7 protein-coding genes are annotated in these 16,430 nt (G+C 72.7%); all 7 read left to right on the top strand.

Going from position 1 to position 16,430, the window contains the following annotated elements; genetic code table 11:
• Window positions 1–385: 385 nt before the first annotated feature.
• The 7 genes from ACFWN2_RS03440 to ACFWN2_RS03410 are packed head-to-tail and all read left to right on the top strand — an operon-like array spanning window position 386 to window position 16,418.
• Window positions 386–1,234, top strand: coding sequence for a phytanoyl-CoA dioxygenase family protein (locus ACFWN2_RS03440; RefSeq protein ID WP_382424663.1), 849 nt, complete (start codon window positions 386–388; stop codon window positions 1,232–1,234).
• Window positions 1,231–4,479 (top strand): amino acid adenylation domain-containing protein, encoded by a 3,249-nt coding sequence (locus ACFWN2_RS03435; RefSeq protein ID WP_382424662.1) that lies wholly within the window; start codon window positions 1,231–1,233, stop codon window positions 4,477–4,479. The genes ACFWN2_RS03440 and ACFWN2_RS03435 overlap by 4 nt, the downstream gene beginning before the upstream one ends.
• Window positions 4,463–4,651, top strand: a complete 189-nt coding sequence (locus ACFWN2_RS03430; protein WP_382424661.1) for an MbtH family protein — start codon at window positions 4,463–4,465, stop codon at window positions 4,649–4,651. Before ACFWN2_RS03435 ends, ACFWN2_RS03430 begins: the two co-directional genes overlap by 17 nt.
• A gap of 40 nt (window positions 4,652–4,691) precedes the next feature.
• Entirely contained in the window at window positions 4,692–10,412 is a 5,721-nt protein-coding gene (locus ACFWN2_RS03425) for an amino acid adenylation domain-containing protein (RefSeq protein WP_382424660.1), read from the top strand.
• On the top strand, window positions 10,409–11,281 hold the full coding sequence (locus ACFWN2_RS03420; protein WP_382424659.1) for a class I SAM-dependent methyltransferase: 873 nt from the start codon (window positions 10,409–10,411) through the stop codon (window positions 11,279–11,281). Before ACFWN2_RS03425 ends, ACFWN2_RS03420 begins: the two co-directional genes overlap by 4 nt.
• Window positions 11,282–11,289: 8 nt before the next feature.
• The gene (locus ACFWN2_RS03415; RefSeq protein WP_382424658.1) at window positions 11,290–11,895 is read left to right on the top strand and encodes a phosphopantetheine-binding protein; all 606 of its coding nucleotides are present in this window, start codon (window positions 11,290–11,292) and stop codon (window positions 11,893–11,895) included.
• Window positions 11,896–11,900: 5 nt separating this feature from the next.
• Entirely contained in the window at window positions 11,901–16,418 is a 4,518-nt protein-coding gene (locus ACFWN2_RS03410; protein ID WP_382424657.1) for an amino acid adenylation domain-containing protein, read from the top strand.
• Window positions 16,419–16,430: the final 12 nt, after the last annotated feature.

The following is a 16,430-nucleotide window of genomic DNA, read 5'->3' as shown; positions in this document are numbered from 1 at the left end:
GGCGGGCAGTTCCGCGCCCGCCTGCTACCGACCTCGTTCCCAGGCGGAGCAGGGATGGTGGCCGCACGCCGGGCAGCCTCCTGGCGAAGCCGGGAAAGTGGGCGGCACGCCGGGCAGCCTCCTGGCGAAACCGAGATGGTGGCCGGCACGCCTGGGGCAGCCTCCCAGGCAGACCCGAGACAGTGGCCGGCACGCCGGGTCAGGCACCGTCGTGCGTCCCCGCCGCCTGAAGCCGGTCTCGACGCCGTTCGACATCCGGGTGACCCGGAACCCGAGCCCGTCGGCGTGCCTCAGCGCCCCGCACCCCCATGATCGGGAGTAACGCGAGCTGCCCGAAACGGCCCAGCACCGCCGTACGGCCGTGCTACGGTGAAGTTACGAGAGCATGCGAACTGCCGGGGGGCTCGCAATTGTGCTGACTGCTGACCAACTCATCAGCTACCGGTCCGACGGATGGCTGTTGCTGGAGAACTTCTTCACTTCCGACGAAGTCGACCTGCTCGGCAGGGAATTCGAGCGACTGGTCCGGACGAAGAGCGAAGCGACTATTCACGAAGCGGGGACCGGTGCCGTCCGCGGCCATCACGGCGCACATCTGGTGAACGACGTCTTCGCCGATCTCGTCAGGCTGGAACGATTCCTGGACGCCGCCGAGGCCGTCCTGGACAGCCGGGTCTACGTGCACCAATTCAAGATCAACGCCAAGCGGGCCCTCGTCGGCGAGTTGTGGGAATGGCACCAGGACTTCCAGTTCTGGCACGCGGAGGACGGCATGCCGAATCCCCGCGCGGTCAATTTCGCCATCTTCCTGGACGAGGTGACGGAATTCAACGGTCCGTTGATGGTCGTTCCCGGTTCACAGTCAGAAGGTCTCGTTCCGGTCGACGAACGTCCCGGCACGTGGAAAGACACACTTGCTTCTTCGCTCCGTTATCAGGTATCGGTGTCGGATCTCGCCGAAGCCACTCGCGGACGTGAACTGGTGGCGCCGAAAGGCGCGCGCGGAACCGTGCTGATGTTCGACTGCACGTTGCTGCACGCGTCCGCGCCCAACATGTCCGCCCATGACCGGCGCATGGCGATCGTCAGCTACAACAGCGTCGACAACGTGCTCGTCCCGGTGGCGAACCCGCGACCGGAGTTCGTCGCGGCACGGGACTTCACCCCGCTCGACCGCGTCCCGGACGACGCGCTGGACCGCTACTCCGCCCAGACCTCCGGTCGCCGGTCGTGACCGCTGGGGCCGACGCGTGGGCCACCGCACCGGCGCTGACGCCGTCCGCGGGCCAGGTCGGGATCTGGATCCAGGACCGGATGGGCGCGGCGGACGCCTACAACGTCTCCTTCGCGTACCGCCTCGACTCCTCGCTCGACGTCGCGGCCGTCACGGCCGCGGTCCAGGAGTCGATCGGGCGGCACGAGGTGTTCCGGACGGTCTTCCGCGAGGTCGGCGGCGAGGTCGCCGCGCTCGTCGCGGCCGATCCGCCACCGCTCGACTTCCACCGCGCGCGGATCGGCCCTGACGACGTCGGCGCCGTCCTGGAGTCGTCGTGGCGCACGCCGTTCGACCTGACTTCCGACCGGCTCGTCCGCGTTCGTCTGCTGGACGTGGACGGCGATCACCACGTGCTGTCGTTCACCGTCCACCACATCGTCTTCGACGACTGGTCGATGGGCGTTCTGCTGGACGAGCTCGCGGAGCTCTACCGCGACGGTGCGCCACCGCCGTCCCCCGTCAACGACGGCGACGCCATGGCCGCACACCGCTCGTGGGCTGCGGCTCGACGGTCACACGCGTCGCACCAGGCCCGCCTCGACGTGGCGGCCGGCGCGCTCGCCGACGCCCCGGAACGACTCGACCTGCCCAGGCGGAAGTCGGACTCCACCGCTCAGCGGGGCTGGAGCGGGGCGAGCAGCGAGGCGGTGCTGGACGAGGACGTCGCCGCCGGGGTGCGCGCCGCCGCGATGAAGGCGGGCTGCACGGAGTACGTGCTCTACCTCGCCGCGTGGGCGACGCTGGTGGGGATCTACGCCCAGCACGACGACATCACCGTCGGCACGCCGGTCGCCGATCGACTGGGTCGGGGCACGACCGATCTGGTGGGGTACTTCCTCAACACCCTCGTGGTCCGGCAGCACGTGCACGCCGAACTCACGTTCACCGACGTGCTCGAAGCCACGCGCGACGCGTTCTACGGCGCTGTCGAGAACGCCGACGTGCCCTACGAGGACGTCGTTCACGCGCTCTCCGGCAGGCGGGAGAACCCGGCTGCTCCCCTGTTCTCGGTGTGGTTCGCGCTCGACGACGCGACCTCCGGCCTGACCCTCGACGGGGTGGCGGTCGAGCGGATCGCCGTTCCCACGACGGCGGCGAAGTTCGAGCTCGCGCTGTACGTGTCCCTCGGCGCGACGGGGCACCAGCTGGCCGTCGAGTACTCCAGCACCCTCTACGACGCCGCGGTCGTCGACGGCATGCTGCGCCACTACCGGCGGCTGCTCGGTCTCGTCGTCGGCGACCCGGACGTCCGGGTGCGCGACATCACCGTGCTCGGCGACGACGAGGTGGCCGCGCTGCGCCGGTGGGAACGCCGTGAGGGACCTCGCCAGGTTCCCGGTCACCTCCACGCGGAGTTCACGGCGACCGCACTGCGCGAGGGCGAGCGGGTCGCGATCGAGCACGCGCACACCTCCGTGAGCTACGCCGAGCTCAAGGCCGCGTCCGACGGGATCGCGGCACGGCTGCGCGCGGCCGGGGTCACGCCCGGCACGGTCGTCGGCGTCTCCGTGGCTCGCTCCCCCGCCATGGTCGCCGCGGTGCTCGGCGTGCTGGCGACGGGTGCCGGCTACGTCGCGCTCGACCCCGCGCACCCGGCCTCCCGGCTCGACCACATGATCGCCGACAGCGACGTCCGCGTGGTCGTGACCGACGAGGCGTCGGCGGGGCCGATGAGCGCGTTCGGTGTCGTCACGATCCCGGCGGAGGGCACCGGCGCCACCGAGGCCGTCGTCCCGGTGGCGGCGAACCCGAAGGACCTCGCCTACGTCACCTACACCTCGGGCTCCACCGGGAAGCCCAAGGGCATCCGCATGTCGCACGGCGCCGTGTGGAACCTGCTGGACTGGCAGCGCCGCCACTACGCGTCGATCGGCCGGGGTCACCGCACCCTGCAGTTCGCGGCGCTGAGCTTCGACGTCTCGGCGCAGGAGATCTTCGGCGCGCTCTGCACGGGCGGTGTCCTCGTGCTGATCGACCAGCACGAACGCGACGCGGTCCACGACGTCATGCGCGTGGTTCGCGACCGGCGGGTCGACCGCGTCTTCATGGCGGCGCCCGCTCTGCTCGAAGCCGTGGAGAGCGCCGTCGCGCTCGACGTCGTCCCCGACCGGCTCCGCGTGCTCGTCTCCGGCTCCGAACAGCTCGTCGTCACCGAGGCGCTGCGGACGTTCCTGACCCGGCTGCACCCCGACGCGCGGCTGTTCAACGAGTACGGCCCCAGCGAGACGCACGTGGCGACCATGTACCAGGCCCCGGCGGACCCGGCGCGCTGGCCCGCGTGGATGCCCATCGGCACACCGGTGGGCGACACCGAGGTCAGGCTGCTCGACGCCCACGGCAGGCGCACGCCGCCGGGATCGGTCGGCGAGATCTGCCTGGCCGGTCCCGGGCTCGCCGACGGGTACTCCCGCCTGCCCGCCACGACGGCGAGAGCGTTCGTGCCCGACCCGCACGGCACCGGCCCCGGCGCGCGGATGTACCGGACGGGCGACCTGGCGAGGTTCCTGCCCGGCGGTGACCTGGAGTTCCTCGGGCGCCGCGACAGCCAGATCAAGATCCGCGGCTTCCGGGTCGAGCTGGAGGAGGTCCGGGCCGTGCTGGACGCGGCGGCGCAGGTGGCGCAGAGCTTCGTGATGGTGACGGCCCGCGCCGGTCAGAACGTGATCACCGCGTTCTGGTCGCGGGTCCCCGGTGTCGCCGGCGACCCGTGGGCGCACCTGCACGACCACCTGCCGTCCTACATGGTCCCGGCCAGGCTCGTCGAGATCGGCGAGTTCCCGCTCACCGCGCACGGCAAGGTCGACCAGCGCGCCCTCCTAGCCGCGCATCCCGACGACGACACCACCGGTCCCCGCACCACGCGGGCCGAACCGACCGGCGATCCGAGGAGTCTCGCCGTCGCCGGTGCCATGGCCGCGGTGCTGGGCAGGGAGTCCGTCGGCGAGCACGACGACTTCTTCGAGCTGGGCGGCCATTCGCTGCTGGCCAACCGGCTGGTCTGGACGCTCGAGTCCGAGGGGATCGCGGCGGTGACCCTCCGAGCGGTCTTCGACGGGCGCACCGCGGCGCGCATCGCGGCGCTCGCGCCGGCGGCGGCGCCACGCCGGGTGGCCGCCGCACCCCGTCCCGAGTCGGTCGCCGACCGGCTGAGCTCACTCATCGACCAACTGGGAGGCGATGGTCCCGATGAACGCACCAGCTGAGGCGGCGACCCACCTCGTCGTCGTCAACGACGAGGGCCAGTACTCCGTGTGGCCCACCGGCCGAGCCCGGCCCGCCGGCTGGCACGAGGGCGGGTTCACCGGCGGGTACGACGACTGCCTGGACTTCATCGAGCGGACGTGGGTCGACATGCGTCCCCTCTCCGCCCGCTGACGACGCACACCGATCCCGCTCGACACCTGGGGGCTCCTCGATGGGAACGACGCACGGTCGCGCCGCACCCGATTCCGCACTCGACCTGTTCGACCACGTTCTCGGGCACGCGCCCGGCAGTCCCGCCGTCACCGGCGTGGACGGGACGCGTTCCTACCGCGAGCTCGACCAGGTCGCGTGGTCGTTGCACGACGCGCTGGTCGCCGCGGGCACGCGCCACGGCTCCCGGGTCGCGTTCGTCGGCGAACAGGACTGGAACTTCCCGGCACTGGTGCTGGCGGTCTTCCGCGCCGGCGCGGTGTTCGTGCCCCTGGACCCGTCGTGGCCCGCGGCGCGGACGTCCGGCATCGTGTCCCGGGCCGGTGTGCACGTCGTCGCCACCACGGGACAGGCCGGCGAGCAGCTCGCACGTGAGCACGGGATCGCCTCGGTGCTCGTCCCCGAAGCGGCCGCTGCCGGTGCCGGCACGCCTCACGGGTACCGGCCGCCGCGGACGGGCGCCGCCTACCTCACCTTCACCTCCGGCACGACCGGCACGCCCAAGGGCGTCCTCACCTCGCACGGCGCCCTGGCGGGGCTGGCCGGACGGCTGAGCAAGCGACTCGGCATGGACGCCACGAACAAGGTGCTGCAGTACCACCCCGCCGCGGTCGACATCGCGCTCGAAGAACTCGCCATCGCCTGGGCGGTGGGCGGCACGACGGTCGCCCTGCCCGACGCGTTGCGCACCGACCTGTCGGCGTTCACCGAGCACCTGGAGACCTTCCAGGTCGGCGTCGCCGACCTGCCCACCGCGTTCTGGCTGGTGTGGCTGGAGGCGATCGAACGCGGTGACGTCCGGCCACCGGGTCCGGCGCTGCGCGTGGTGGGCGTGGGTGGTGAGCCGGTCCCGCACGACGCGATCCGGCGCTGGACCGGCCTGCCCGGTGTCGAGGCCGGTCTCTTCAACCTCTTCGGCTCGACCGAGACCGGCGTGACGACGGTCGTCGACGGACCGCTCACCGCGAGCGGGAGCGCGGTCGAGCTCACCTCGTCGTCCGTGATCGGCCTGCCGCTGGACGGCGTGGTCCACCACGTCCTCGACGACGACCTGCGTCCGGTGCCGCAGGGACAGCCCGGCCAGCTCTACCTCTCCGGCTCGGTCGCCGCGCTCGGCTACGACGGCGATCCGCGGCGGACCGCGCGCGCGTTCGTGCCGGATCCCTTCGCCGAACGACCCGGCACCCGGATGTACGCCATGGGCGACGAGGTGCGCGAGCTGCCCGACGGGCGGATCGAGTACCGCGGCCGCATCGACCAGACGATCTTCGTGCACGGCCACACCGTCCACCCGGCGGAGATCGAGAAAGTCCTCGGCGCCGTGCCGGGGGTGCGTTCCGCGCACGTGCACACCGACCAGGTCGACACGGTCACCCGCCTGGTCGCCGACCTCGTTCCCGAGGCTCCCGACAACGGTGTCGTGCAGGGCTGGCGCGAGGTCTACGACGCGCTCTACGCGTCCGACACCACCGCGCACCCCGCCGAACTCGACACGAGGACGTGGCTGAGCGCGGTCGACGGGCAGCCGATGCCCCGCGAGGTCATGGAGAGCTGGCGCGACGACGTCGTCGCGAAGATCAGGGCCGAACGGCCGCGCCGCGTCCTCGACCTCGGCTGCGGAACCGGCATGATCCTGCACGGCATCGCCGCGGACCTCGACCGCTACGTCGGCGTGGACTTCTCGGCGCCGGGGCTCTCGGCCCTGCAGGACAGCGCCGCCGACCGGTGGCCCGGCCTCGACGCCGAGTTCGTCGAGACCGACATCGCGACCGCGCTCGGCTCGGTGGACGAGCTGTTCGACGTGGTCGTGCTGAACTCGGTCGTCCAGTACCTCCCCGACGCCCACGAGCTGCGGCGCGTCCTCGACCTGGCCGCCCGCGCGGTCGCGCCCGGTGGCGTCGTGGTCGTCGGCGACGTGCGCAACCTCGACCTGGACAGCGGCTTCCGGGACTGGCTGCACGCCCAGGCGAACCACTCGCTCCGCGGCGGCCGCACCGGTGACGAGTCGGAGCTGGTGCTCTCGCCCGCCTACTTCACCTCCCTGGCGGAGCTCGGCGGCCGGCCGGTCCGCGCCGACGTCACCGTCAAGTACACCGACGACGACAGCGAGATGACGCTGTTCCGGTTCGACGCCGTGCTGCGCCTCGACGCCCCACCGGTCCCGGCGACGGCGGACGCGATCGTCCACAGCGGACTCGGCGCGGCCAGGCTGGCCGAGGCGGAGCTGGGATCGCTCGTCGCACCGGGCGTACCGGTCGTGGTCCGCGACGTCCTGCGCGCCGCGGACGGTGACCACCGGGAGCCCACCGCGGTGCGGATCGGTGAGCTGCGGCGACGCGTCGCGGCGGACGGACTCCGGCTGGAAGCCGCTCCCGCCGCCCATTCCCCGCGGCTGGTGGACGTCGTCGTCTTCACCCCCGCCGATCACGCCCTCGCACTGGGGCTGCTGCGGGAAGCGAGGCCGCACGACCCAGGACGCGCCCTCGCCAACGATCCTCGCGCCGTGCTGGACCAGCAGCTCGTCCTCGCAGCCGACACCGAGGCACGCGCCAGGCTGCGCGACCACGAGCGGCCTTCCCGGTACCGGGTGCTGCGCGGCTCCGAGTTCGTCACAGTGACGCCGCAGCGCGTCCAGGCCACGGCCTCCGAGCCCGCCCATGACGCGTTGAGTCCGCTAGAACAGGGAATCGCGTCGATCTGGAGCCTCGTGCTCGGTCAGGTCCCGGCCCCGGAGGACGACTTCTTCGACCTCGGCGGCAACAGCCTCAACCTCGCCAGGGTGCTCGTCCGGCTGCGCTCGTCCTACGGGATCGCCCTGTCGGCGCAGGACTTCTTCACCGCGCCGACCGTCCGGCGGGTCGCCCGGCTCGTGGCCGACCGCGTCGAGGGGCCTGCCGCGGACGCGCGTGCGGAGACCCTGCCCGTCGGCGTGGAGACCACCGGGCCCGCCTCCCTCGCGCAGGAACGGCTGTGGCTGCTCGACGAGCTGCATCCGGGTTCCCGCGCCTACCACTCGCCGTTCGCGTTCGACGTCGAAGGCACACTGGACGTCGAGGCGGTCCAGGTCGCGGCCCGTGCCGTCGCCGAACGCCATCCCGTGTTGCGCACGGCGCTGCGGATGGAGGACGGCATGGTCGTCCAGGCCATCACGGAGCGGGACGTGGAGGTGCGCGAGATCGTCGTCGCGCCCGAGGACGGCCCGCCCGTCCCCGGCACGCTGAGCCGGGCAGAGCTCGACTTCGTCGCGACGCCGTTCTCCCTCGACGACGGCCTGGTGTTCCGGATCGGCTGGACGAGGCTCGCGCAGTCGCGCCACCGGCTCGTGTTCGTCCTGCACCACGTGGCGGTCGACGAGCTGTCGCTGCCTCCGCTGTTCGAGGACTTCGGCACGGCTTACCGGGCAGCCGCGAGGGGCACGACCCCGGCGCTGCCCGCGGTCCCCGCTCGCTACCTCGACTACGCGCGGTGGGAACGTTCCGCCGCCGCAAGCAGCGCGCACGGCCGGGAGTTCTGGCGGGACTACCTCGCCGGCGCACCGACCCTGGTCCGCTTCCCCGTCGGCAGGGACCGGCCCGTCGTCCGTTCCGGTCGCGGCAGCCGGCATCCCATCGCCGGGGCGCCGGCGGTCGGTGCCGACGTCGAGCGCTGCCTGCGCAGGGAAGGTCTCACCCCGTACCAGTTCTGGCTCGGCGTGTTCGGCCTGTTCCTCTCGCGCGAGGTCGGTTCGCCGGACGTGCTGGTGGGCGTGCCGAGCGCCAACCGCGGTCTCGCCGAGACCGAGGGCGTGGTCGGGTTCTTCGTCAACACGCTGCCGGTCCGGATCGACCTGCGGGCCAACCCGACCGCGGCGGAACACCTCGCGGACACCGCGCGCAGCCTCCTGTCGGCCCAGTCCCACGAGGGTGTCGCGCTGCAGGCGATCGTCGAGGCCGCGGGCGCCACCCGCGACGCCGCCCACAACCCGTTGTTCCAGACGATGGTGGTGCTCGAACCCGACGACGAGCTCCGGCTCGACCTCGGTGACGCCCGCGGGGCCGCGGTCGACCTGGCCGAGACCACGTCGACCGTCGACCTCACGCTCATCGTGCGCGGCTCGGAGACCGGGCCGCGGCCGCACTTCGTCTACAACCCGGACCTGTTCTCCGCCACCGAGGTGGAGCGGATGGCCCACACCTTCGGCTCCGTGCTGCACGCGGTCCTCGCCGACCCCGACCGCCGCACGGGCGACTCGGTCCCGCCGGCTCCCGAGCACGCTTCCGTCCAACGTGGACAGTCGACCGGAACGGCCTCGCTCCAGCCGGTCCACCTCCGCGTCGCCGAGACCGCACAACGGTTTCCGCACCGGACCGCCGTCATCTCCGCCGACGGGGAATGGGACTACGAGACGCTGGCCGACGCGACGAACCGCGCCGCCGCCGCCATCTCGGCCGCGGCTCTGGGGTCGGACCTGCCGCCGTTCATCCCGCTCGTGATGGACAGCGGCCCGTGGCTGGTCGCCGCGATGCTGGCGGTCAACCGGCTGGGCTCGGCCTTCGCGCCGGTCTCCCCCGACTGGCCCGCCGCGCGGATCGAGGCGGTCCTCGACGACCTCGGCAGCCCGTTCTGCGTGACAGCGGGAGGCGCCCCCTCCTGGCTCGGCGCCCGCGGCCAGGTCGTCCTCCCGGCGGAGCAGACCGGACCGGCTCTTCCCGCACCGGCTCTTCCCCCACCGGCAGCCGACCTCGGCGCCGCGATGTACGCGATCTTCACGTCGGGCAGCACCGGCACGCCCAAGGCCGCCGCGGTGTCGCACCTCGGCGTCGCCAACAGGATCGAGTGGATGACCTCGCGGTTCGGCGAGAGCGCGAGCAGGCGGGTCCTGCAGACCACGCCACCGCACCTCGACAGCTGCGTGTGGGAGTACTTCTGGCCGCTGGTCAACGGCGGTACGACCGTCCTGGGCACACCGGCGCTGCACCTGGACCCCGCCGCGCTCAGCGCGGTGATCGCCGAACGGGGCATCACGACGATCGACATGGTGCCCGGGCTGTTCCGGGATCTCCTCGGGCACGTCGGCGCCGACCCCGCCGCACTGGAGGGGCTGCGCTGCCTGGAGGTCGCGGTGGTCGGCGGCGAGGAGCTGACGACCGCCGTCGCGGAGCTCGTCACGCGGGTCGGCCTCGGTGTCGCCGTCTACAACCTGTACGGGCCGACCGAGGCCAGCATCGGCTCGATCTTCCACCGGCTCACCGAGGACTCGGGAGCGCCGATCCCCATCGGGCACCCGATCGACAACACGACGGCTCTCGTCCTCGACGACAACTTCGTCCCGGTGCCCGCGGGGGTGCGCGGAGAGCTCTTCCTCGGCGGCGCCTGCGTCGGCCTCGGTTATCCGCACGACCGCGCCCAGACGCGGGCCCGGTTCGTGGACCTGCCCGGCGAGGGCAGGCTCTACCGGACCGGCGACCTGGCCCGCGTCCGCGAGGACGGGGCGCTGGAGTTCCTCGGGCGCCGCGACCGGCAGTTCAACCTCAACGGGGTCCGGGTCGAGAGCGGCGAGATCACGCGCGCCCTGCTGTCGATCGACGGCGTCGCCGAGGCCGGGGTGATCGGCACCGACGCGGTGGCCGACGACCCCCGCGAGCTCCTCACCGCGCTCGTGCTCGACGCCCACACCTCCGCCGACCCCGGCCGCCGCGCGGCGGCCGAGGCCGTGCTCGTCCTGATGGAGCAAGAGCGATGACGAACAGCCAGCAGCCCACCCCTCCGCCCGCCGACAAGGCCTACCTGGCCCGGTCGGTCCAGCGGAAGCTGAGGGACGTGTCGGTCTCGGTCGACTTCGAGCGGCTGTCCTACATCGACGCGCCCCGGCCGGAGCAGCGCCACTGGGTGACCAACCGCGCCGTCGACGAGCTCGTCGAGCAGCTGCGGCACCTCGACGTCACCGCTCCCGGCTACGTCGGCGGCGCGTCCCGCCGGGAGATCGACCCCGGCCAGTGGTCCGGCAGCACCGCCACCTATGTGGACGGTGAGCTGCTCATCGAGGACCAGCAGGTCATGCAGGACTGGGAGATCCCGCTGATGCGCCGGATGGCCGAGGTCGTCGCGGCAGGGCACGGGGACGTGCTGGAGATCGGGTTCGGTCTCGGGCTCTCCGCGGGGTTCATCGAGGACTGCGGCGTCAACTCGCACACGATCGTCGAGCTCAACGCCGAGGTCGCCGACGTCGCCAGGGCCTGGGCCGCCACGCGCCCGGAGTCCGACATCGTCATCGCCGAGGGCAGCTGGCAGGAGCAGACCCATCGCCTGGGCCTGTTCGACGGCGTCTTCTGGGACGCCTTCCCCACCAGCGAGTCCGAGTTCGACCAGTACGTCCTGCGCGACTCGACGGTCGCCGAGGCGTTCTTCCCGTTCGCCGCGGCGCACCTGCGTCCCGGCGGCGTCTTCACCTACTACACCAACGAGCGCGACTCGCTGAGCCGCCGCCACCAGCGCAACCTGCTGCGCTACTTCTCCTCGTTCGGCGTCGAGCTGGTCAGCGGCCTGCGCCCACCGGACGACTGCGAGTACTGGTGGGCCGACAGCATGTGCGTGGTCAGGGCGGTCAAGTGAACCCCGTGATGAACGAGAGCGCCCGCGACGCACTGCGGGACCGGATCGCCGCGTTGTCCGACGACCAGGTCGCCAGGGCGGTCGCGATGCTGGGCGGGCAGCGGTCCGCCGACCAGGTGCTGGTCGGGTACGTGGTGGCGGAGACAGGCCACGAGCTCGACGGCGACGACGTGCGCGGCCGGTTGGTCGACGTGCTGCCGCTGACGAGCATCCCGGCGCGCGTGGTCGTGCTGGACGCCGTTCCGCGCACGGCAGGCGGCAAGGAGGACCAGCGCCGGCTCGGGGAGCTGTGCCGTCCGAGCACCGAGCAGGCCGTCCCGGGCTCCGGTGACCCCGTGGAGGACGTCGTGAACGCGGTGTGGCGGCGGGAGCTGGGGCTGCTCGACGACAGCGAGCTCGTCGACTTCTTCCGCGCCGGCGGCACGTCGATCGGCGCGATCCGCACCCTGACGGTGCTCAACGCCGAGCTGGGCGTCGACCTGCCGCTGGTCACGATGTTCCGCTATCCGCGGCCCGACCTGTTCGCGGCGAGGATCAGGGAGCACGCCGACAGCGGGTCCGTGCTCGCCCGCGCGGACACCGCGTTGCGGCGCCTGCACGAGACGCGGCGGTAGCGCCCATGGGGCTCTTCGAGTCGTTCCAGGCGCTCGGACAGGCACAGCAGGCCGCCTTCGCGCGCCGGGCGCTGGCCGACGAGGACCTGGCCGCCGCCGTCCTGCCTTCGGCGGCACAGGAGCGGATCATCGTCCTGTCGGCCATCGAGGGCGGGGCCGCGACCTACACCCTGCCGTGGGCGGGACGGGTCGTAGGCGGTCTGGACACCGACGCGTTGCAGGAGGCCTTCGGTGTACTCCTGCAGCGCCACGAACAGCTGCGCAGGCGGTTCGTCCTGGCCGGCGACCGCCTGCTCGCACTGGAGTCCGACGAGACGCCCGCGGTCGAGCACCACACGTGCCCGGGCCTCGGCGCGGACGCCCGCGACCACGACGCCCGCGCACGGGCGAGCGCGGACGCCGCGCGGCCGTTCGAGGTCATCGGTGGCCCGCTGGCCCGGCTCGGCACGGTCGAGTACGCCGCCGACGACCACCTCGTCCTGCTCACGCTGAACCACGCCGTGGCCGACGGCTGGTCGCTCGACGTCGTCTACCGGGAGCTGTCGGACCTCTACGCGGCCGTCGTGGCGGGTGGTCCCGTCCCGCCTCCCGACCCGAGCGCCGGTGAGTACAGCGACTACGTGCGCGCCGAGCGCCGTGCCGCCACCGACGGGTCACGCGACGCGGCACTGCGGCGGTGGGCGGAGGTACTGGCCGATGCCCCGGCCGGCATCGAGCTCCCGGTCGACCTCCCCCGGCCCCGGACGCAGTCGTTCGAGGGCGCCAACGCCGAACGGGTCCTGTCCGCCGCGACGAGCCGGGCGATCCGCTCGCTGGGCGCCGCGACCGGGGCGACCCCGTTCATGACGTGCCTGACGTTGTTCGGCCACGCCCTGAGCCGGTACGCGGGTGACCGCGACATCGTCGTGGGCACACCGGTGGCGGGCAGGCCGTCGGCCGACTTCGACGACGTCGTGGGGATGTTCGTCAACACGATCCCGATCCGGCTGAGGATCGAGCGGTCGGACTCGCTGCGGGAGTCGGTCGCACGGGTCCGCGCGGCCTGTCTGGAAGCCTTCGACGGCCAGGACGTCCCGCTCGACGCCCTCGTGGACCGCCTCGTGGTGAGGCAGGACCTCAGCCGTCCGCCCCTGTTCCAGGTCTCGTTCGCCTACGCGGCTGCGGACGGCGAGGCGGCACCGCCCGTTCTGGGCGAGGCGACCGTGCGGCCCGTGGACGTCGCCGGGACGACCGCCAAGTTCGAGCTGTCGCTGACCGTGCACGAGGACGCCGACGGCAGGCTGCGCGCCGTGCTGGAGTACGCGCGGGCGCTGTTCGACCCGCGGACCGCCGAGCGGATCCTCACCGCGTTCGAGGCCGTGGCGGCGCTCGCGGGTGATCCGGGCAGCGACACCCGCACGGCGGCGTTCGCGCCGAGCGCCGTCCCGCAACGGCCGCAGGAGCTCGCCCCGGCGCGCTGGGACGATCCGGCCACGGTGCTGGAGCTCGTCACGACCGCCGCGCAGGCCTCGCCCGCCGCGATCGCGATCCGGTACGACGACGAGGAGTACACCTACGAACGCCTGCTGACCGACGTCCGGGGGCTGGCGGGTGTGCTCACCGCCCACGGCGTCGGCCCCGGTGCCCGCGTCGGCGTCCTGCTCGACAGGACTCCGCGCCTGGTGGTGTCGATGCTCGCGGTCCTCGCCGCGGGCGGCGCGTACGTGCCGCTCGATCCCGGCTACCCCGCGCCGCGGCTGTCGTTCATGATCGAGGACTCCGGGTGCGTCGCGGTCATCGCCTCCGGCGCCGAGGTCCCCGGCCTGGCCACGGCCGTCCCGGTCCTCTCCCCGGACGTCCTGCCCGCGGAGCCGGTGCACCCGCCGGTACCCGCCACCGGGCCGGCCGACGAGGCCTACGTCCTCTACACGTCCGGCTCGACCGGCGTGCCCAAGGGCGTGTCGATCCCGCACCGCGCCGTGCTCGCGATGGTGCGGGGAACCTGGCAGCTCTTCGGGACGGACTGCCTGCGGGAGTCGCTGGCGGCGACGTCCGTCTCGTTCGACGTCTCGACGGTCGAGCTCTACCCGCCCCTCGGGCTCGGCGGGACGGTGCACCTCGCGCGGTCCCTGTTCGAGCCGCCCACCGGAGATGTGCGCCCCACGTTCACCGCGGGTGTGCCGTCGCTGCTCGGCGCGGCCGTCGAGGGCGGCACGCTGGACGTGACCGGAATGGTCGTCGCCGCGGGTGGCGAGCCGCTGCGTGCCGAACTGGTGCGCCGCCTCCACGCGGCGGGCGCGGCGCGTGTCGTGAACATCTACGGCCCGTCCGAGGACTGCACCTACTCGACGTCCGCCGTGATCTCACCGGCGAGCGACCACCCGCAGATCGGCCAGTCCGTGCCCGGCAGCCGCGCCTACGTGCTGGACCCGGACGGGTTCGCGCTCCCGCACGGCGCCATCGGCGAGATCTGCCTGGCGGGAACCGGCCTGGCCGACGGCTACGTCCGCCGGCCGGCTCTGACCGCGGCGCGCTTCGTGCCCGACCCGTTCTCCGCCGAACCGGGCGCGCGGATGTACCGCACCGGCGACCTCGGGCGGTTCCGGCCCGACGGCGAGCTGGAGTACGCGGGCCGTCTCGACCGGCAGGTGAAGATCAACGGCATGCGCATCGAGCTCGGCGAGGTCGAGAGCGCGCTGTCGCAGGTCGACGGCGTCACGCACTGCGCGGCCGTCGTGCAGGACGGCGGAGGCCACGCCCGGCTCGCGGCCGTGGTGCAGGGCCGTGCGGCGATCGACGTCAAGGCCGTGCGCCGGACGTTGCAGAACACGTTGCCACGGCACCTGATCCCGACCGCGATGGTGCAGGTGGAGCAGATCCCGCACCTGCCCAACGGCAAGGTCGACACGACGGCGGTGCTGGCGGCGCTCCCGGCTCTGCCCACCGCGGCGGACCCGGCTCCCGCGGTGGTGCCGGAACCGGACTCGGGGCCGGCGGCCGAGACGATCCGGCGGCTGTGGAGCAAGATCCTGCCCGGCAGCGACGGCAGGGGCGACTTCTTCGCCGCCGGCGGCAACTCGCTCTCGGCCCTGCGGCTGGCGCTGCTCGTGCGCGACGAGTTCGCGGTGCCGTTCGGCATCGCGGACGTGTTCGCGACGCGCACCGCCGCCGAGATGGCGCTCTTCGTCGAGCGCCCCACGACGCCGCTGCCCGCCACCGCGCACGTCGCCGCGGACGACGAACGGCGCACCGGGCTCTCCCGGGAGCAGTTCCGGCTCTGGTACCTCGAACTGATCGACGACGCGGGCTCGGCCTACGTCATCGCGATGGGCTGGCGGCTGACCGGGCCGCTGGACGTCCAGGCGCTCACCAAGGCCTTCGAACGGCTGCAGGACACCCACGCGGCGCTGCGGTTCCGCATCCGTTCGGTCGACGGGATGCCGCAGACTTTCGACGGAGGCACGAACGAGCTGCGTCTCACCGAGGGCCGGGCCGACGACGCCTGGATCGCCGACCGCTTCGCCGAGGTGGGCTCGGCGCGGTTCGACCTGGACGGCGGACCGCTCTGCACCGGGGAGCTCGTCGCGTTGGCGCCCCAGGACCACCTGTTGCTGATCTCGGCGCACCACGTCGTCCTCGACGGCTGGTCCGTCGGCATCCTCGAAGAGGACCTCTCCGCGCTCTACGCGGAGTTCGCCGGTGGCGGCGGCAAGCCGCTCGAACCCGCGGGTGCCGACTACCGCGACCACGTCGTCGGGCAGGCCGAGCGGCTCGCGTCACCGCGCACGACCGAGGACGTCGAGACCTGGCGGCGGCTCCTCCAGGACGCCCCGACCGTGTTGCCGCTGCCCCGCGACCGGTCGGCGCCCGACCGCGCCTTCCTCGGCTCCTCGGAGCGGTTCGCGCTGTCCACGTCCACGACCGAGGCGTTGCAGGGCCTCGCCGACGACTTCGCGCTGACCCCGTTCATGGTCTCGTCACTGGTCTTCGGGCTCACCCTGATGGAACTCGCGAACGTCGACGACGTGGTGATGGGAACACCGGTGTCCGGCCGGTACGACCGGGCGTTCGAGCGGACCGTCGGGATGTTCGTCAACACGATCGTGGTGCGTGTGGACGGTCGCGGCAACCCCGCCACCACCGAGCTCGTGCGGCGGTACAAGGCTTTCAGCGAAGCCGCCTACTCGCACCAGGACGTGCCGTTCGACCTGGTCGTGGAAGCCGTGCGACCCGTGCGCTCGCCGTTGCACAGCCCGCTGTTCCAGGTGCTGTTCTCCTACGACTACGGTTTCGGCGGTGGGCTGACGCTGCCGGGCGTCGACGTGCGGGCGCTCGACGACCCCGGTTCGAGCTCGAAGTTCGACCTGTCCGCGGTCGTCGGCGGTGAGCACCACGACTTCGACCACCTCACCCTGGAGTACTCGACCGACCTGTTCGGCCCCGACGACGTCCGGCGGCTGGCGCGGCGGTTCGAGGCGGTGGCGGTCTCGCTCGCGCGCGATCACGACCTCACCGTGGACGACCACCTGGAGCGCAGTCCGTGAACAACCGCGAGG

The organism is Lentzea sp. NPDC058436 (genome assembly GCF_042721515.1).
Lineage (GTDB): Bacteria > Actinomycetota > Actinomycetes > Mycobacteriales > Pseudonocardiaceae > Lentzea.
This window is presented reverse-complemented; position numbering and strand designations above follow the sequence as displayed.